This window comes from Novosphingobium sp. G106 (assembly GCF_019075875.1).
In the GTDB taxonomy this organism is placed as follows: domain Bacteria; phylum Pseudomonadota; class Alphaproteobacteria; order Sphingomonadales; family Sphingomonadaceae; genus Novosphingobium.
Map to the genome: position 1 here is coordinate 5,534,117 of NZ_JAHOOZ010000001.1, position 16,882 is coordinate 5,550,998.

The window sequence follows — 16,882 nt, forward strand, 5'->3', positions numbered from 1 at the left end:
TTAACCCTTCTTCCCGATCAGTTCGATGATGGCCGGGAAGTATTTGTCGCCAAGCCCTTCGTCCACCGCCTGCTTGTAATATTGCGCCGCACGGTTCGCCATGCGCGGCTCGACGCCCATTTCGCCGGCCAGCTCGATCGCATAGCCGAGGTCCTTGAGCACATAGGGCGAAGGGAAGGCCTTCTCGGGGAACTGGCGCGGGACCATGGCCTTGAGCCCGTGATTCTGCAGCGCGAAAGAGTTGCCCGAGCCGAGGCCCACGGCTTCCACCAGCTTGGCCGGGGCTACGCCGGCGCGCTCGGCGACGACCATCATCTCGGCGATTGCGGCGACGTTCTCGAACAGCAAGGTATTGTTGATCAGCTTGACCACCTGGCCGCAGCCGACGTCGCCGCAATGGGTGACGTCGCTGCCCATGTAGCCGAGCAGCGGGGCGATCCGCGCGAACAGATCGTCACTGGCGCCGACGGTGATCGACAGCGTGCCGTCCTGCGCCGCCTGTCGGGTGCGGGCGACCGGCGCGTCGGCGAACAGCATGCCGGCTTCGGCGAGGGCGGCGGCGACCTGGCGGGCATCTGCGACGCCGGTGGTCGACATGTCGGCGACGATCGTCCCCGGCTTGCCGTTGGCAGCGATGTCGGCACAGACGGCAGCGACCTGCTTGCCGCCGGGCAGCGAGAGGAAGATCACGTCGGCATTCTGCGCGACCTCGGCGACCGAGCTGGCGGCGATTGCACCCAGGTCGACCGTCTCCTGCAACGCGGCCTCGCTCATGTCGAAAGCATGGACCTTGCCCGCATGCTTGCGCACGACGTTGCGGCTCATCGGTCCGCCCATGACGCCGAGGCCGATAAAGCCGAGGGTGGGGGTGTCGTCACTCATGTCCTGTTATCCTCTCCGCGCTTCCCTGGCGCGATCAGTAGATGACTTCGGCCTCTTCCAGCGCCGTCCGCTCGTCGCGTCCCAGGCCCAGCAGCTCGCCGTAGACGTAGTCCTCGTCCTCGCCGAGCTTGGGGGTGCCGCGATGGATGCCGATCTCGGCGCCCTTCGAGAGCCGCATCGGCACGCCGACCGCTGCGCGGTGCTTGCCGTCGGGCTCCTGCACTTCGCAGATCGCGCCGCGCGCGCGCAGGTGCGGGTCGGCGGCGATCTCGGGCGTGGTCCACGAGGCGTGGGCGGCGATGCCGGCGTCCTGGAGCATTTCGGCAATATCGTCGGCGGGCAGTGTCGTGGTCCAGGCCGAGAGGATCGGCTCTAGCACGGCGCGGTTGGCATGGCGGTCGGTCGACTTGGCAAAGCGCGGATCGCCGGCGAGGCCGGGTTCGTCGATGATGCTCGCCAGCGCCTGCCACTCTTCGTCGGTGGCGACGGCGATCGAGACCCAGCGGTCCTCGCCCTGCGCCGGATAGACGCCGTGGGGGGCCATGGCGAGGTGGTCGTTGCCGATGCGGTGCGGTTCCTGCCCGGCCGCGGCGAGTAGCAGCGCTTCGCCGAGCAGCGAGCTTGCCACTTCGCGCGCCGAGACGTCGACCAGTCCCCCCCGGCCTGTCGCGCGGCGACGCTGGAGCGCGGCCATCACCGCGACCGCGCTATTCATACCCACCGTGTGATCCATGACGTGCCGCATCTCGACCGGTGGGCCATCCGCATAGCCGGTCATCTCGCCGAGCCCGCCCCAGGCGCCGAACAGCGGCGCATAACCGGCGAAGTGCTTGTCGGGTCCGCTCTGCCCCGAGGAGGAAACGCAGAGCATGATGATGTCCTGCTTGACCGCCTGCAGATCCTCGAAGCCGAGGCCGAGCCGGCCGATCACGCCGGGGCGGAAGCTCTCGGCCGCGATGTCGGATACCGCGACCAGCCGCTTGGCCAGCGCCACGCCCTCGGGCTTCTTCAGGTTGATCCGCACCGACAGCTTGGTCGAGGCGACCTGGTCGAAGGTCGCCGGGCCCATCCGGCCATAGACCGGGTGCGGCTTGCGGAAGGCGTCGGGGCGCATCGCGCTCTCGACCTTGATGACCTCGGCGCCGAGCTGCGACAGCAGATGCGTGCAGAACGGCCCGGCGTTGTGCACGGTGAAATCGGCGATGCGGATGCCGTGGAGCGGTTTCATGTCAGGCCTCCGCTCGTGCGAGATCATATTCGCCGAGCGCCGGCGGACCGCTTTCGAGCCGCAGCGCCGCGCCGTCGAACTGGAACGGCGAGACCAGCATGTCGAACACCCCGGCGCCGGTCTCGATCGGCTGGAACAGCCCGCGCACCTTCTCGTGCGGATCGCGCACGACTTCGGCGGGGGTGTAGTATTTCGCCAGCGGCACCGACAGCGCCTGGCCCTCGCGTACGATGTCCTCGACCTTGCGGACCGCTGCCCATGCGCGGATGTGCTGGTTGATCATCGGACCCTGGCGGCTGCGTTCGAGCGAGTCTTCGAGCGCCGGATCGAGCGCCCATTCGGGCTCGCCGAGCAGCTTGACCAGCCCGTGCCACTGCCGCTGCTCGAGCGTCAGCAGTTCAACATAGCCGTCGGCGCAGGGGATCACCCCGCCATAGCGGAACGAGCGTTCGACGCGGTGCTCGATCGATCCATCGCCGAGCCGTTGGATCGCGAAAGCGCCGACCGCAAGTGTCGCATCCTGGCTGGCAATATCGACGAACTGGCCGCCCGCCTCGGGCCGCACCCAGAGCGCGGCGAGCGCACCGAGCGCAGTGGCTATGCCGCCCTGCATCGAGCCGAAATGACCGTGGACCTTGAGCGGCGCGCGGTCGGGAAACATCTCGACCGCGAGCCCGTTGGGCAGAAGATAGCCTTCGCCCGAGGCGTGCTGGACCTGGATGTCCTCGCCCTTCCATTCGGCCTTGGCGCCATAGGCGCCGAAGGGCAGAACCGAGACATGGATCAGGTCGGGATGGCGCTGCACCACGCCCGCTTCGTCGAGACCCAGCGCGGGGCGTTCGCTGAGCGGTGTGTCATCAATCAGAATATCCGCTTCGCTCAGCAGTGCGGTCAGGGTTGCGCGGCCATGCTCGGTATCGAGCTCACAGACGCGGCTGCGGAAACCGGCAGCGAGATAGGCGAACAGCGCGGAGACCTCGTCCGTGAGGAACGGCGGCTGGCGGCGCAGCGGAGTGCCTTGTGGCGGCTCGACCAGGATCACCTCGGCGCCCATCGTGCCGAGCAGCCGCCCGGCATAGGCCGCAGCGACACCGCGCGCGGTGAGGATGATGCGCAGGCCGGTGAGTGGGGCGTTGGATTCAGTCATCGATGATCAGCCAATCCCCCTCCCGCTTGCGGGAGGGGTTAGGGGTGGGCAAGTGCGGCAAGACAGGGCGCCGGATCGACAGGCCCACCCCCGGCCCCTCCCGCAAGCGGGAGGGGGCGGCGCCGTCCGGCGAGCCGATCAGCGCACCACTGGCAGTTCGAGATCCAGCCCCGAACCGTCGACGAACACCTTCGTCTGCGGATCGAGCGACGGCAGGATCACGGTTGCCAGGCCCGGCGTGGTCAGTTCGCCGCGCTGGTTCTCGCCCTTGATCTCGATGTCGACGAGCGCGTAGCCGTCCTTCTTGTACTTGCGCGTCACGGTGCCGCGCGCCCAGGTGCAGTCGCCCATCGTGTTGAAGCGGCTCATGCGGGTGCGGATGCGCTTGAGGAAGCCCGCGTCGCCCATCCAGTTGGTGACGAGCGAAGCCATCCAGGCCGAACGCTGTGGGCCGTAGTCGTAAACGCCGGGGACGCCCACTTCCTTGGCCGTGGACTCGCGGTGATGGCCGATGCCCGTGTACTCGATGCCGCCGCCGGCTTCGGGGTTGCGGAAGAAGTGGCCCGGGTGCTTGACCGCGTTCTTGAAGATCACGCCGTGGGTGTGGCCGCGGCCGCAGCCGACGAGGAAGCCCATCGTGTCCATCAGGCTCAGCGGGCCGCGGACGATCTCGGGCAGCACGTCGCCTTCGTTGACTTCCTCGAAATAGCGGACGTTGCCGCCGCGGATGTTCTTCTCTTCGTCGAGGATCGCGTTGTCGATGTGCTCGAATTCCTCGGCGGTGTACTCATGCGTCTTGATGTCGGCATACTTGCCTGCCTCGCGCGCGGCCTTGCGCTCGTGGCGGGTGCAGGTGCCGAGAGCGCGGCTGACGAGTTCGCCGCGCTGGTTGTAATAGCTCGCCTCGACGTACTGGAGCACGAGCGTGCCCGAGAACTGGCTTTCCTTGACGTCGACGCCGACGACGCGCTCGATCGCGGTGATGCGGTCGCCCGGACGGATCTGGCGGAAGATTTCCCAGTCGTTGCCGGCATAAAAGCCGTGGACGCCCGGCAGGCCCCAGCGCGTGCGGCCGACCCAGCCGAAGGCCATCGGGAAGTTCGGGTGCGCGAGCATCGAGCCGTGGCGCGTCAGGCGGCCGACTTCGAGATCGCGGTAGAGCGGGTTCAGATCACCGATGCCGTTGCAGAAGTTGCGGATCGTGTCCTCGGTCGCGTCCTGCAAATAGGGGCCCTCGGGGCGCAGTTGCATGCCGATCATGTTCTCGGCCGCCTTGATCGCCTCGGGGGTGATCTTTCCTTCGGCCGCGGCGTGGCCGATGTCGGTTTCGGTGCTCATCGTGTGCTCCTGATGTGGCGCATCGAATGGGCGCCGATGCGAGGGTAGGGAATCGCAGTTGGTGCATAATGCATTATCTTGACGGGTCAAGCGGTGGAGCGGGGGCCGGCGGCCGTAATAGCGCTCAGGCGTTCCAGTCGAACTCGGTGCTGTTCACGATCGATCCGTAGCGGCCGAGGCAGGCGATCGCGTGCATATGCTCGTCGGGCGTCACGCCGGCGCAGCAGTCTTCGAGGATCACCACTTCATAATCGCGATCATGCGCCTCGCGTGCGCCGGAATGCACCACGCCGTTGGTCGAGACGCCGCACATCACGATCCGCTCGATCGCATTGGCGCGCAGGATAGGTTCGAGCGAAGTACCGTAGAATGGGCTTACCCGGTGCTTGACCACGTCGAAGTCACCTTCCGCCGGGGCGAGCTCGGGGTGGACCTCGGTGCCCTTGGTGCCGAGCTGGAAGATCCCGTTCTTGCGCGCGCCCGAGAAGATCGGCGAGGCCACCGGCGCCTCGCGATAGTCGGGCGAGAATCCGACGCGAACATAGCCGACCTTGGCCCCGGCAGCGCGGGCAGCGGCGATCGCCTTCGCGGTGTTCTCCAGCACGCCGCGTTCCTTGACCTGCACGCCGTAGGTCTGTGCGTTGAAGCCGTCCTCGGCGACGAGATCGTTCATCATGTCCATGACGAGGAACAGCGTTTTCTTCATGTTTCCAGGGCTTTCAGTCTCGATTGAATGAAGCGGTCAGGCGGCTGCGACGGAGTGCTTGAGCTCCAGCCAGCCCGCCTCGATATGCTGCCGCGTCGCCAGCATTGCCGCGGCGACGTCGCCGCCGATGAAGGCCTGGAGCAGGTCGCCGTGCTCGGTCGCGGCGCGGCTGACGCGGCCCTTGAGCTGGTTGATCAGGTCGAACGGATAGCGCGCCCAGAGGATCTGCACAAAATGCAAGGTCTGCGGCATCGCCGCGATCTCGAACATGCGGTGGTGGAAGCGGTAGTTGGCGGCGCGGGCGGTCTCGTTGTCGCCCGCGTCGAAGGCCGTGGCGAAGGCGTCGGCCATCTCCTTGAGCTCGGCGATGTCCGCGGCCGTCGCCCGCTCGACCGCGCCGCGCACGAGCTGGGTTTCGAGCAGGATGCGCAGGTTCAGCGTCTCGGTCGAGGCCTCGATGTCGAATGGTGCCACCACCGCGCCGCGGTAGCTATCGCCGCTGACGTAACCTTCGGCCTCGAGCAGCTTCAGCGCCTCGCGCACCGGCGTGATGCTGGTGTTGAGCAGGGTGGCGATTTCCTGCTGCTTGAGCCGCGCACCACGCGCGAAGCGGCCAGCGATGATGCCTTCGCGCAGGTAGTCGGCGACCTGTTCCTCCTTGGTGCGGAACTGCATCGTCATTCCGCAGGGAGTCCCGGCTGCAGGCCCGGCACCGGGTTGCGGTCGCCGCCGAAATTGCGATGCATATCATAAGGATAGATCGGCGGCTTGGTGCTGGCCTCGTCGAGCCGCACCATTTCCGCGTCGCTCAGCGACCACTGCGCCGCGGCGAGGTTGTCGGTCAGCTGCTCCATCGTCCGCGCACCGACAAGGATCGTCGCGACCCCGGCCTTGCGCGCGACCCAGTTGAGCGCGACCTGCGACAGCGAAACGCCGCGCTCCTGCGCGATTCCCTCGACCGCCGCGATGACGCCGCGGGTGTGCTCGTTGTCCATCGCGTCGACCGTGCCGCGCTGGCCGAGCCGCGTGTTCGAGGTGTCGGTCAGCGTCCTGAACTTGCCCGACAGATAGCCCGAAGCCAGCGGCCCCCAGACCAGCGCGCCGACGCCCTCGTGGACGCCGAGCGGCATCAGCTCGTTCTCGGCATTGCGGTCGAGCAGCGAGTAGCGGATCTGCTGGCTGATATAGCGCGTCACGCCCATCCGGTCGGCGGTGGCGAGCATGCGCATCTGCGTCCAGCCCGAATGGTTCGAGCTGCCGACGTAGCGCACCTTGCCCTGGCGGACGAGGTCGTCGAGCGCGCGCAGCGTCTCCTCGGGCGGGACGATCAGGTCCTGGTTGTGGATCTGGTAGAGGTCGATGTAGTCGGTCTTGAGCCGGCGCAGGCTGGCCTCGCAGGCGTTGATGATGTGGTGCCGGCTGGAGCCAAGGTCGTTCTCGCCGCGGCCCTGGCGCGAATAGCACTTGGTCGCGATCAGCACTTGCTGGCGGCGGGTGCCGAGGATATCGCCGAGCACTTCCTCGGACTGGCCCTCGGTATAAACGTCGGCCGTGTCGAACAGGTTCACGCCGGCGTCGATGCAGGTGTCGATCTGGCGCTTGGCCTCGGCGCCGCGGGTATCGCCGACATTGCCGAACATGCCGTGGCCGTCACCGAAGGTCATAGCGCCGAAGCTGAAGACCGAGACTTTGAGGCCGCTGCGGCCGAGCAGGCGATATTCCATGTTTCCTGTCCCTTATGTCGGTTTGGGGCCCTTGTCGCGGACGGGCGCCCAGGTGAATTCCTCGGGATTGAAGCCCCTGACGGCGCCCTTGTCCAGCAGCGCGGCGACTTCGTCATCCTTATAGCCGAGCGCGCCGAGCACTTCGACCGTGTGCTCGCCGAGTTCGGGCGGGGGTGAGCCCGGTTCCACCTCGTGCTGGCCGGGGAATTCGGGGACTTCGAATTCGAGCCCGCGGAAGCTCAGTTCGCGCAGCTTGCCCGGCTGGCGCGCCTGCGGGCGGTCGAGCACGCGCTCGAGCGGCATGACCTCGGCGAAGCCCAGCCCGGCGGCGCCCAGCCGCTGCTCGATCTCGGCGAAAGTGAACTTGTCGACGCCCGCGCGCACCGCGGCTTCGACCGTGTCGCGCGCCTTCTTGCGGTCGCGCAGCTTGGCGAACGCCTCCATCCCGGCCTCGGGCATGTCGAGTGCCTTGGTCAGCTTGGCCCAGTGCGCGTCGGTCAAGGTCAGCAGGTATACCCAGCGGCCGTCGCTGGTGAGGTAGGAACCATAGCCGGGCATGGCGAATTCGCCGCCGGCCTCTTTCTCGGGCCGGCCGAGCAGCTGGGTCTTGAGCTGCACGCCCGCCAGGTCGCGTGCGGCGAGGTGGAGGCCGGTCTCGTAGAGGCCGATCTCGATCGTGCGATCGGCTTCGGTCGCGGCCGGGTTCATCATCGCCGCCATGATGCGGATGACGGCGAAAGTGCCGGCAAATTGGTCGTGGTACGAAGGCCCGAGCCGGCTCGGGCGGCCGTCGATGCGGTGATCGTCCATCACGCCGGTGGCGGCCTCGGCGACGGGGTTGGTCGCGAGGTCGTCGGCCTGCGGGCCGTGGGCATAGCCCTTAATGTGGCAGTGGATGATCTCGGGGTTCACCGCCCGGCAATCGGCAGCGGTGACGCCCAGCTTGCGCGAGGCGGCGGGCGCCAGGTTGTGGATCACCACGTCAGCGCTCGCGACGAGCTTGAGGAACACGTCCTTGCCCTCGGCCGTCGTCAGGTCGAGGCAGACGCCTTTCTTGCCGTGGCTATAAGCGATGATCGTGCCCGAAGGACCGCCGCGCACCAGCGAACGAGTCGTGTCGCCGCTCGGCGGCTCGATCTTGATCACCTCGGCGCCCAGATTGGCGAGGATATGCGTCGCGAAAGGCGCCGCGACCATGGTGCCGAGTTCGATGATCCGGCGGCCGGCGAGAGGTTTGGAATTGCTCATCGCGCTCTCGATAAAGATAATGCATTATATATCAAGTCTGGCATAGAGCCTCCCGCGTGGTTATGGCGCCCGCCGGTTGAGTCAGGAAAGCGAGCAGCGATGAGCGAAGATTTTTCGGCCTGGGTGGGCAAGAGCGAAGAACTGGTCGAAGTGCTCGAACCGGCGCGCAGCAATGCCCTGCGCGCGGCGCTTGGAGAGACTGACGTGCTCGCTGCCGGCGCCGAACTGCCGTTGCTGCACCACTGGCTCTATTTCTGGAACGTCCAGCCGCCCGCGGGCCTTGGTCCCGACGGCCATCCGGCCAAGGGCGGCTTCCTGCCGCCGGTCCCGCTGCCGCGTCGCATGTGGGCGGGCGGGCGCCTGAAGTTCCACGCGCCGCTGCTGCTCGGCGAGAGCGTGACCAAGACCTCGACGATCCTCAAGATCGAGGCGAAGAGCGGCAAGAGCGGCAATCTCGTCTTCGTTACGGTCGAACACAAGCTGGCAGGCGGCCACGGCCTGGCCATCACCGAGGAGCAGGACATCGTCTACCGCGAACCGGCCGCGGGCACGGTTCCAGCGCCGGTCGATAACGGCGAGCTGCCCGAAGCCGGCTGGCGCCGCGAAGTCGATCCGAACACTGTGCTGCTGTTCCGCTATTCGGCGCTGACGATGAACGGCCATCGTATCCATTATGACCGGCCCTATGCCATGGGCGAGGAAGCCTATCCCGCGCTCGTGGTCCACGGCCCGCTGCAGGCGACGCTGCTCGCCGATCTCGCGGTGAAGAATCTCGGCGGCAAGCGCCTTGCGACTTTCGATTTTCGCGGCATGTCGCCCGCATTCGACGGCACCACGCTGCACGTCTGCGGCGACGCGGGCGAGGGCGGCGCGAGCCTCTGGACCCAGCAGGGCGCGACCAAGAACATGACCGCGACGGTCACCTGCAGCTGATCGACGGCGGGTTAGGGTGACACATGTGCCACCCTGTTACCTGCTCGATCTGCTAAATTCGTTTTTACGATCAGTATTTTATCGCGACGGCCTGTAGGTGACAGTTTTCCAACCCAGACTGTAGCCCGACGATTTCAAAGAGCCGAAGCGAAGTGCCTCGCCAAGGATGGCAAAGCGCGGTGAAGTAGGAAAACGCTTTCCTGTCGCTTCTAGATCGTTTCCGAAGTCAAAAAGATGCGGCCCGCGGCACAGGGCCGGGGCCGCTAGGAGAAGGCGGGTGGGCAAAAGCGTTCGCCCGCCTCCTGGGTCGCATTTTTTAGGCGATCGGTGGCTTTACGTCCCGCTTGCGAAATTCACCGCGGGTACGAAACCAGAGCATTTTAAACAGGCATCCTCGTGCTTCTCTCGCCTAATTACGTGAACTTACCACCGCGAACTGATCGAGGTCCGAATGGTGGGTGCTGGTTGGAAGATCGCAGGGTCTAGAGCCTCTGCTCATGCGGGCTCAGGCTGCGATACAGGGCGGTCAGTTGGGATCGATATAACATTGCCAGTTGAGAGTGGCCGAGCCCCGCTTCTTCTGATGGAGCCTGTCGCGCCAACCATTCTTCATGGGCAATTCGAGATTCGCAATATTCGATTTCATTCTTAGTCACGAATATCCTTTCTATTGAATCTGCATGGCACGTTGTCAAATACAAGACTCAGTTAAAAATGAGGCGGTAACACCTTTTTTGTAGTCCGGGTATTTTCTGATTCCGCCCTTGTCCTGGAACTTCTATGACGCTTAGGTGCTGGACAGGTATACAGCAAAAGATAGGTCTATATTCTGGACCGATCGTGGGGCGTCCGCTGGGCGACCATTTCGCGCCAGGCGGGGCCGGATCTTTGGGGGATTCGGGATGTGGCACGCGTAGGCGGGATTTTCGGCAAAGCAGCCAAGGCACTCGGGTTTTCGGTGCTGACACCGGAATACGAGATAATTCTCGCCCTCGTAGATGCTCCAAGTCTGACGGTTGATCAGCTTCATGAGCGATCGTCGCTTTCCCGGGCGGGTTTCTTCAACACGATCGAGCGGCTCAAGAGCCTGGAACTGATCATATCTGTTTCCGACGTCATCGATCGCAGGAGAAGGAGCTACATGCTATCCGACGATCTGAGGGACATCATTTTTTACCGCTTCCGAAAATACCGTGTCGACTATTCCCATCACGAAGGCGACAAGAACAGAGGGCAAGATTTCATTACAAGGGAGCTGACGGCGCGGCGCGAAAGAGGGCTCGACTATTTTACCTGCGAGTTCCGCATACTGTTTTATCTCTATTTGAATTCGGACCTGCCGAACCACGCCTTACGGGGATTGGTGGATGCTTCGGATACAAAGTTCCATAACAGCCTCAAAGTTCTGCTCGAAAACGATCTGATCTCGGTGTCCTCGGAATCCAGCGACAAGCGCATCAAGCTGTACAACGTCGGCTGTCTCGTCCGACTGGTCATGCAACAGCTTCACGCCGACATTTTCAGCTGGCTCGATGTGCGTGACGCGGCCTGCGCACAGCCCGACCATCCTCCGCCGATGGAATGCGTCGAAAGGTTGGCGGCTTCCAAGGGAGATCGGCCCCGGTCGGGCGCCTGACTTCCGTTTCCCTGCGATCGGACAAGCGGCAGGCGACCCGCTCATGCCGGATAGCTCAACTCTGGAAATCCGCTTCGGGCAGCAGGTCCGTCGCGAGCGCGATCGCCACCATGTGGGTGGTATTGTGCGCCCGCAGCTTCAGCCGCATGCTGTCGAGATGGGATTGGACGGTGCGATAGGTGATCCCGCACCGGCGTCCCACCTCTTTCGCGGAACAACCGATTGCGACCAGCGCGAGGATTTCGAGCTCGCGCCCCGTCAGCGTCGGCATCGAATAGGCCATATTCATCGATTTAGGACTCCCTGGGCACGCTCGATCCGGCGTGCCTTTGATGTTTTGTCGTTTTGGGAAGGGTAAATGGTTCAAATAAATCCGTTGGGCGCGGCCCTCAGCGGGTCTCGCGGCGGCCCGGGATCATGGCGCCAAGCACGCCGTCGCGCAGAACCAGCACGTGCAGCAGCGCCGCGCCGGCATGGAGCCCCACCAGCGCGAGCAGGACGGTCGCAATTGTGGCGTGGACACTGTGGAGGAGGTGGGCGACATGGCCGTTGGGCGCCATGAAGGACGGCACGTCCACACCGAGCAGCGAAACCGCTTCCCCGCGTGCCACGCCCTGGAGAAAGCCCGTCACCGGTTGGGCGAGCAGGATCGCGTAGAGCGCGAATTGGGTGACCCGGGCCGCCAGAGCCTGGATGCGCGGCGTGGCGGCGGGCAGGGGTGGTGCGCTGCCGCGCGCCAGCTTCCAGCCCATCCGAACGAGCGTGGCGAGCCATACGAGCAGACCGAGCGAGCGATGCAGGCTCAGCAGCATCATGGCGCTGTCGCCGTCGCTTGCGCGCTCCTGCGCCCAGGCCGTGCCGAACAGAGAGATGATCAGCAGCAGAGTCAGCCAGTGCAGCGCCATCGAAAAACCGTCGTACCGCCGCGGCGTCGAGGTCTCGAAGCGCGCGCGGGGTTGGAGCGCAGTGCCTTCGATCACCCGCACTCGGGGCTCGGTCCGAGACCGCGTCGCATCACAAGGATTCATTTTCGTCTCCAGCAAAAAGGGTGCCGGAACGGCCGCGTTCTGCGCGAACCCGACCGCTCTTTGGCCGATAGACGGGAGGGAGGGGGGAATTTATTCCCGACGGGCTCAAGCGAGGCCGATTTCGGCTTCGGGAATAAAACCGGTGCCCGCTGCGTCTCCTCGTCGAACAACATGGAGAAGCGGGATGTTCGTGAATTTCCGGACGCAGAAGTTTGCAGGCGTGCTCGGCAAGATGGGGCGTTCGACCCTGGTGCTGGCACTATTTGCCGGCTCTCTGTCGACGCTCGTCGTGGCAGAGGCGCAATCGCCCTCCGACGTTGTCCGGATAGACGTGACGCTGTCGAACTTCCGGTTCGATCCGAGTGAGATCGAACTCGTCCACGGGCGCCAATACGCCCTGCATTTCGTCAACGCCACCGGCGGCGGCCATGACTTCGCAGCTCGGAAATTCTTCGCGGCCGCAGCGATGACGTCCGATCAAAGGCGGCTCGTCGAAGTCGGCGAGGTGGAGTTAAGGGGGCATGAAGAGAAGACGGTGGTTCTGATTGCTCCGGACCCCGGGACTTACGAGTTCCACTGCGGTCATTTCATGCACTCGGCCCTCGGCATGACAGGCCGCATCCAGATCCAGTAATTGCGCGCGAGTTTTCTCGGCGTCATGTCACAAATCCTGCGGCGAGGTCGTCAGGAGTGCTAAATCAGCTCGTAGGAGACCTCGCTATGTCCTCAAGCCGCAACCTCGCCGCCGACGCCGACACGCTCCGCGCGCTGCACGTCCCCGGAACGCCGCTGCTGCTCGCCAACGTCTGGGACCCGACCGTCGCCCAGGCGGTCGAGGCCGGCGGGCTGCCGGCGATCGCCACGGCAAGCGCGGCCGTGGCGCCGGTAAGCGGCTTCGAGGATCACGGCCATATGCCGCCCGAGGTCGCGTTCGCGGCGATCGCGCGGATCGCCGGCGCGGTGTCCTGCCCGGTCACGGCCGACTTCGAGGACGGCTATGGCCTGCCGCCGCGTGCCATCGCCGAGCGGCTGATCGCCGCGGGGGCCTGCGGGCTGAACCTCGAGGACAGCGACAACCGCGGCGAGGGGCTGATCGATGCCGCGGCCCAGGCCGAGCGCATCGCCGGCATTCGCCAGGCCGGCGAGGTATTGGGCGTGCGGCTGGTCATCAACGCGCGCGTCGACGTGCACATGAAGCAGGGCACGCCCGCCGAGGGGCTCGACCGCGCGCGGCGCTATCTGGATGCGGGGGCCGACTGCATCTACCCGATCTTCCTCGCCGATCCCGCCGTTATCCGCGACTATGTCGCGCTGGGGAACGTCAACCTGCTCGGCCGTCCGGGCGGGCTTACCTTCAAGGAGATGGCCGATCTCGGTGTCGCGCGGATCAGCCTCGGGCCGCTGCTGCACAAGGCTATGCTCGCGCGGATGACCCAGGCGGCCGAGGCTTTCGCCCGGCTCGACGACGCGGCGGTCTGGTCCTGACCGTTTCCGCGCATAGTCCCTGTTGACTGTAGCAAGCGCTAGGTAAACACTGCCGGCGAGGGCGTGCGATTCCGCAAAAAGCGGAACGCACGCCATGACCTCACGGGAGCGGAAGCCATGCAGTACAACGTGATCTCGGCAGACAATCATATTCTAGAACCGCGCGACCTGTTCACCACGCGCCTACCCAAGGAATACCGTGACCGCGCCCCGCGCGTGATGCGCGGCGAGGATGGCGGCGACGGCTGGTCGTGGGACGGCAAGACGGTCGACCGCACGCTGGGCATCGAGGCGACCGCGGGCCGCGCGGTCAAGATCAGCGGCTATACCTGGGACGAGATCCTGCCCGGCAACTACGACGGCGCCGCCCATCTGGCCGACATGCAGCAGGAAGGCGTCGACGCCGCGGTGCTGTTCCCCTCGGTGCCGCTGATGGCCTGGTCGATGCACGACGATCCCTATGCGCTGGCGCTGATGCAGACCTTCAACGACTGGGTGTTCGACGATTTCTGCGCGGCCGATCCCAAGCGGCTGATCGCGCTGCCGATGATGCCCGTGCATCACGGCATGGACGTGCTGCTGGCCGAGCTCGACCGCGTGCTGAAAAAAGGCGCGCGGGCAGTGCATATCCCGGTGTTTCCCGACAAGCCCTATATCGATACCTATTGGGATCCGTTCTGGGCGGCTGTCGCCGATGCCGGGGTGCCGCTCTGTATCCACCGCACCTCGGGCGGGATCGACACTTCGACCAAGGCCAACTTCCAGTTCAAGGTGCCCGGCGTGAACGTTGCGGGCACGGTCATCCGCTTCTTCTCGGGCGTCGAGCCGCTGACCCTGATGATCTTCACCGGCGTGTTCACGCGCCACCCCAAGCTCAAGATCATGGATGCCGAGGTCAACTTCGGCTGGATCCCCTACTGGAAGCAGCAGATGGACCAGTCGTTCGAGCAGCAGAAGGGCTGGGCGAAGTTCCCCTTCGAGACCAAGCCGAGCGAGACGCTGGGCAAGAACGTCTTCGTCAGCGTGCTCGACGACAAGATCGGCTTCGACCTCGTGAAGCTCGACCCGCAGATGGCCGACGTGGCGCTGTTCTCGATCGACTATCCGCACTCGGTTTGCCTCTGGCCGAACACGGCGAAGTACATCGAGGAATCGACGGCGGGCGTCGATCCGGTCGCCAAGCAGAAGATCCTCTCGGGCAATGCCGTGAAGCTGTTCAACCTGGATTGAACGATGCGACAGCCTGTCCCCCATTTGGGGATAGGCGGTCGCAGCACGCGCCTTATACCCTTGCTATATACGAGCCATGATAGCTCTTATCTGGTTTGACAGCCGGGGCGTGCCCGGCCATCTAGGCGACCGATAAGCACTGCCGGCACCTGCTCCGCGGGATGCCGGTTGGTCGACGGTGGAGGCAGGACATCTTATGGAAATGAAGGGTGAGCAGAGGATCGCGGCACCCCGCGCGAAAGTGTGGGAAGCGCTGAACGATGCCGAGGTCCTGCGGAAATGCATCCCCGGCTGCCAGTCGCTCGACAAAGAGGGCGACCGCATGAAGGCCGTCGTCGAGATCAAGATCGGGCCGATCGGCGCGCGCTTCAACGGCGCGGTGACGATCTCCGACGCCAATCCGCCCGAAAGCTACACGATCAGCGGCGAAGGGCAGGGCGGCACGGTCGGCAATGCCAAGGGCGGCGCCAAGGTGCGGCTGACCGAAGTCGATGGCGGCACGCTGTTGTCCTATGAAGTAGACGCCCAGGTCGGCGGCCGGCTGGCGCAGCTCGGCGGGCCGATCATCGATGCCACGGCCAAGCAGCTGGCCGGCAAGTTCTTCACCAAGTTCGGCGATGTCGTCGAAGGGCCGCCTGCTGGCGCGGCGCCCGAGGCCGCTCCCGCCACAGTCGCCGGCGCCGCACTGGCTGCCGCCGCTTCCGGGGTCGCGGTCGCTGCCCCGCAATATGTCTCTGCGGCGCCCGCATCGGGCGGTACGCTCTGGGGCTGGATCGTCGCTGTCGCGCTGGCGGTGGTCACCGGCTTCCTCATCGGCCGCAGCACCGAGGGTGAGATCTGGATGATTGGTGCGATCCTGACCGCGGTGGTTGCCGCCGCCGCCGGCTTCGAGGCCGGCAAGCGCAATGGAGCCGGGCGATGAAGCCCGCCCCCTTCGACTATGTCGCGCCGCGCTCGGTCGCCGAAGCGCTCGACACGCTGGCCGAGGCCGGCGGCGGCGCAACGCTGCTCGCTGGCGGGCAGACGCTGATGCCGCTGCTCGCGCTGCGCATGAGCCAGCCGTTCATCTTGGTCGACGTCAACAAGATCGACGGCATCGCCGGGATCAGCCACACCGCCGACACTACGCGGATCGCCGCCGGCACGCGCCAGGCCGTGGCGCTGGCCGACCAGGAGCTCAAGGCCGCGCAGCCGGTGTTCAACCTGGCGCTGAGCCATGTCGGCCACCACCAGACGCGCAACCGCGGCACGATCGGCGGCTCGGTCTCGCTCGGCGAGCCCGCGGCCGAAATGCCCGCGACCGCCGTCGCGCTCGGCGCCGAGATCGAGATCCATTCGCGCGAGCGGGGCGTGCGCCGGGTCAAGGCCGACGAATTCTACCTCGGCCCCTACATGACCGTGCTCGAACCCGACGAACTCGTCACCGCGATCCACTACCCGCGCTGGCCGGCGAATACGCTGACCGTGTTCCGCGAAGTGGCGCAGCGGCCGGGCGACTTCGCGCTCGTCGGCCTCGTCGGCGCGGTCCATGTCGAAGCCGGCAAGATCGCCCGCGCCGGCCTCGCCTGGTTCGGCATGGGGCCGACACCGATCAAGGCCCGCCAGGCCGAAGCGGCGCTGCTGGGCCAAGCCGTGGGTGACATCGACGCCCAGGCGATCGCCGAGCTCGCGGTCGCCGACACGGCGCCCTTCGAGGATCACCACGCCACGGCGCATTACCGGCGCACCGTCGGCCGCCGCATTTTCGCGCGGACCTTGAGCGAAGCACTTACCAGCAGGCAGGCGGCATGAGCGAGCACGTAATCGAAGTCAGCGTCAACGGCCAGCGCGTCAGGGCGCATGTCGAGGCGCGCCGGACGCTGGGCGATTTCCTGCGCATCGACGCGGGTTTTACCGGCACGCACCTCGGCTGCGAGCACGGCGTCTGCGGCGCCTGCACGGTGATCGTCGATGGCCTTGCCGTGCGCTCGTGCCTGATGCTCGCGGTCCAGGCCGACGGCGCCGCAGTGACCACGATCGAAGGCCTGGCCGAACCCGACGGTACTTTGAGCCCGGTCCAGCAAGCAATGCGCGACAACCACGCGCTGCAGTGCGGTTTCTGCACGCCGGGTGTGGTTTGCACGATGACCGCGATCACCGCGAACGACGCCCAGCCCACCGAAGACCAGATGATCGCCGCAATGTCGGGCCACATCTGCCGCTGCACGGGCTACCAAGGCATTCGCCGCGCGATCCGCCAGCTCACCGGCACCGCTCAGCCCGCCGGCCACGACCATGGGGACCACGCGTGAACGCTC

18 protein-coding genes are annotated in these 16,882 nt (G+C 65.7%); 8 read left to right on the top strand and 10 right to left on the bottom strand.

The window, feature by feature from the left end; genetic code table 11:
* The 8 genes from KRR38_RS26940 to KRR38_RS26975 all read right to left on the bottom strand — a co-directional run bounded on the left by KRR38_RS26940 (window position 1) and on the right by KRR38_RS26975 (window position 8,273).
* The gene (locus KRR38_RS26940; protein ID WP_217406483.1) at window positions 1-882 is read right to left on the bottom strand and encodes an NAD(P)-dependent oxidoreductase; all 882 of its coding nucleotides are present in this window, start codon (window positions 880-882) and stop codon (window positions 1-3) included.
* A 34-nt stretch (window positions 883-916) separates the two neighbouring features.
* Complete coding sequence (locus KRR38_RS26945; protein WP_217406484.1) at window positions 917-2,110, bottom strand: CaiB/BaiF CoA-transferase family protein; 1,194 nt, start codon at window positions 2,108-2,110, stop codon at window positions 917-919.
* A gap of 1 nt (window position 2,111) precedes the next feature.
* Window positions 2,112-3,257 (bottom strand): CoA transferase, encoded by a 1,146-nt coding sequence (locus tag KRR38_RS26950; RefSeq protein ID WP_217406485.1) that lies wholly within the window; start codon window positions 3,255-3,257, stop codon window positions 2,112-2,114.
* 138 nt (window positions 3,258-3,395) lie between these two features.
* On the bottom strand, window positions 3,396-4,595 hold the full coding sequence (locus tag KRR38_RS26955) for a MaoC family dehydratase N-terminal domain-containing protein (protein ID WP_217406486.1): 1,200 nt from the start codon (window positions 4,593-4,595) through the stop codon (window positions 3,396-3,398).
* Window positions 4,596-4,719: 124 nt separating this feature from the next.
* Window positions 4,720-5,301 carry a cysteine hydrolase family protein gene (locus tag KRR38_RS26960; protein ID WP_217406487.1) on the bottom strand — a complete coding sequence of 194 codons (582 nt, stop codon included), beginning with the start codon at window positions 5,299-5,301 and terminating at the stop codon, window positions 4,720-4,722.
* A 36-nt stretch (window positions 5,302-5,337) separates the two neighbouring features.
* Window positions 5,338-5,982, bottom strand: a complete 645-nt coding sequence (locus KRR38_RS26965) for a GntR family transcriptional regulator (protein ID WP_217406488.1) — start codon at window positions 5,980-5,982, stop codon at window positions 5,338-5,340.
* Window positions 5,979-7,025: an aldo/keto reductase gene (locus KRR38_RS26970; protein ID WP_217406489.1), complete on the bottom strand. Its 1,047-nt coding sequence runs from the start codon at window positions 7,023-7,025 to the stop codon at window positions 5,979-5,981. The genes KRR38_RS26965 and KRR38_RS26970 overlap by 4 nt, the downstream gene beginning before the upstream one ends.
* A 12-nt stretch (window positions 7,026-7,037) precedes the next feature.
* The gene (locus KRR38_RS26975) at window positions 7,038-8,273 is read right to left on the bottom strand and encodes a CaiB/BaiF CoA-transferase family protein (RefSeq protein ID WP_217406490.1); all 1,236 of its coding nucleotides are present in this window, start codon (window positions 8,271-8,273) and stop codon (window positions 7,038-7,040) included.
* A gap of 99 nt (window positions 8,274-8,372) precedes the next feature.
* On the opposite strand from KRR38_RS26975, the gene KRR38_RS26980 reads away from it, so the two are divergent.
* Both KRR38_RS26980 and KRR38_RS26985 read left to right on the top strand, forming a co-directional pair.
* A complete protein-coding gene (locus KRR38_RS26980) occupies window positions 8,373-9,206 on the top strand; it encodes a MaoC family dehydratase N-terminal domain-containing protein (protein ID WP_217406491.1) in 834 nt (277 codons plus the stop codon).
* Between the two features lie 904 nt (window positions 9,207-10,110).
* Complete coding sequence (locus tag KRR38_RS26985) at window positions 10,111-10,842, top strand: helix-turn-helix domain-containing protein (RefSeq protein WP_217406492.1); 732 nt, start codon at window positions 10,111-10,113, stop codon at window positions 10,840-10,842.
* Window positions 10,843-10,897: 55 nt separating this feature from the next.
* On the opposite strand, the gene KRR38_RS26990 is transcribed toward KRR38_RS26985, so the two are convergent.
* Together KRR38_RS26990 and KRR38_RS26995 are read right to left on the bottom strand one after the other, a co-directional pair.
* On the bottom strand, window positions 10,898-11,131 hold the full coding sequence (locus KRR38_RS26990) for a helix-turn-helix transcriptional regulator (protein WP_217406493.1): 234 nt from the start codon (window positions 11,129-11,131) through the stop codon (window positions 10,898-10,900).
* A 100-nt stretch (window positions 11,132-11,231) separates the two neighbouring features.
* On the bottom strand, window positions 11,232-11,870 hold the full coding sequence (locus tag KRR38_RS26995; RefSeq protein WP_217406494.1) for a cytochrome b: 639 nt from the start codon (window positions 11,868-11,870) through the stop codon (window positions 11,232-11,234).
* A 184-nt stretch (window positions 11,871-12,054) separates the two neighbouring features.
* Between KRR38_RS26995 and KRR38_RS27000 the strand changes: the two genes are divergently transcribed.
* The 6 genes from KRR38_RS27000 to KRR38_RS27025 all read left to right on the top strand — a co-directional run bounded on the left by KRR38_RS27000 (window position 12,055) and on the right by KRR38_RS27025 (window position 16,876).
* Entirely contained in the window at window positions 12,055-12,504 is a 450-nt protein-coding gene (locus KRR38_RS27000) for a cupredoxin domain-containing protein (protein WP_217406495.1), read from the top strand.
* 86 nt (window positions 12,505-12,590) lie between these two features.
* Window positions 12,591-13,355: an isocitrate lyase/phosphoenolpyruvate mutase family protein gene (locus KRR38_RS27005; protein WP_217406496.1), complete on the top strand. Its 765-nt coding sequence runs from the start codon at window positions 12,591-12,593 to the stop codon at window positions 13,353-13,355.
* A 117-nt stretch (window positions 13,356-13,472) separates the two neighbouring features.
* Complete coding sequence (locus KRR38_RS27010; RefSeq protein WP_217406497.1) at window positions 13,473-14,585, top strand: amidohydrolase family protein; 1,113 nt, start codon at window positions 13,473-13,475, stop codon at window positions 14,583-14,585.
* Between the two features lie 196 nt (window positions 14,586-14,781).
* Window positions 14,782-15,507, top strand: a complete 726-nt coding sequence (locus KRR38_RS27015; protein ID WP_217406498.1) for a CoxG family protein — start codon at window positions 14,782-14,784, stop codon at window positions 15,505-15,507.
* A complete protein-coding gene (locus tag KRR38_RS27020; RefSeq protein ID WP_217406499.1) occupies window positions 15,504-16,376 on the top strand; it encodes a xanthine dehydrogenase family protein subunit M in 873 nt (290 codons plus the stop codon). Before KRR38_RS27015 ends, KRR38_RS27020 begins: the two co-directional genes overlap by 4 nt.
* Entirely contained in the window at window positions 16,373-16,876 is a 504-nt protein-coding gene (locus KRR38_RS27025; protein ID WP_217406500.1) for a (2Fe-2S)-binding protein, read from the top strand. The genes KRR38_RS27020 and KRR38_RS27025 overlap by 4 nt, the downstream gene beginning before the upstream one ends.
* Window positions 16,877-16,882: the final 6 nt, after the last annotated feature.

Coding starts and splice junctions, on each gene's coding strand:
- KRR38_RS26965 (WP_217406488.1), bottom strand. CDS start 5,982: ATGACGATGCAGTTCCGCACCAAGGAGGAACAGGTCGCCGACTACCTG.
- KRR38_RS26975 (WP_217406490.1), bottom strand. CDS start 8,273: ATGAGCAATTCCAAACCTCTCGCCGGCCGCCGGATCATCGAACTCGGC.
- KRR38_RS27015 (WP_217406498.1), top strand. CDS start 14,782: ATGGAAATGAAGGGTGAGCAGAGGATCGCGGCACCCCGCGCGAAAGTG.
- KRR38_RS26995 (WP_217406494.1), bottom strand. CDS start 11,870: ATGAATCCTTGTGATGCGACGCGGTCTCGGACCGAGCCCCGAGTGCGG.
- KRR38_RS26950 (WP_217406485.1), bottom strand. CDS start 3,257: ATGACTGAATCCAACGCCCCACTCACCGGCCTGCGCATCATCCTCACC.
- KRR38_RS26990 (WP_217406493.1), bottom strand. CDS start 11,131: ATGAATATGGCCTATTCGATGCCGACGCTGACGGGGCGCGAGCTCGAA.
- KRR38_RS26960 (WP_217406487.1), bottom strand. CDS start 5,301: ATGAAGAAAACGCTGTTCCTCGTCATGGACATGATGAACGATCTCGTC.
- KRR38_RS27010 (WP_217406497.1), top strand. CDS start 13,473: ATGCAGTACAACGTGATCTCGGCAGACAATCATATTCTAGAACCGCGC.
- KRR38_RS26945 (WP_217406484.1), bottom strand. CDS start 2,110: ATGAAACCGCTCCACGGCATCCGCATCGCCGATTTCACCGTGCACAAC.
- KRR38_RS26980 (WP_217406491.1), top strand. CDS start 8,373: ATGAGCGAAGATTTTTCGGCCTGGGTGGGCAAGAGCGAAGAACTGGTC.
- KRR38_RS26970 (WP_217406489.1), bottom strand. CDS start 7,025: ATGGAATATCGCCTGCTCGGCCGCAGCGGCCTCAAAGTCTCGGTCTTC.
- KRR38_RS27000 (WP_217406495.1), top strand. CDS start 12,055: ATGTTCGTGAATTTCCGGACGCAGAAGTTTGCAGGCGTGCTCGGCAAG.
- KRR38_RS26940 (WP_217406483.1), bottom strand. CDS start 882: ATGAGTGACGACACCCCCACCCTCGGCTTTATCGGCCTCGGCGTCATG.
- KRR38_RS27005 (WP_217406496.1), top strand. CDS start 12,591: ATGTCCTCAAGCCGCAACCTCGCCGCCGACGCCGACACGCTCCGCGCG.
- KRR38_RS27025 (WP_217406500.1), top strand. CDS start 16,373: ATGAGCGAGCACGTAATCGAAGTCAGCGTCAACGGCCAGCGCGTCAGG.
- KRR38_RS27020 (WP_217406499.1), top strand. CDS start 15,504: ATGAAGCCCGCCCCCTTCGACTATGTCGCGCCGCGCTCGGTCGCCGAA.
- KRR38_RS26955 (WP_217406486.1), bottom strand. CDS start 4,595: ATGAGCACCGAAACCGACATCGGCCACGCCGCGGCCGAAGGAAAGATC.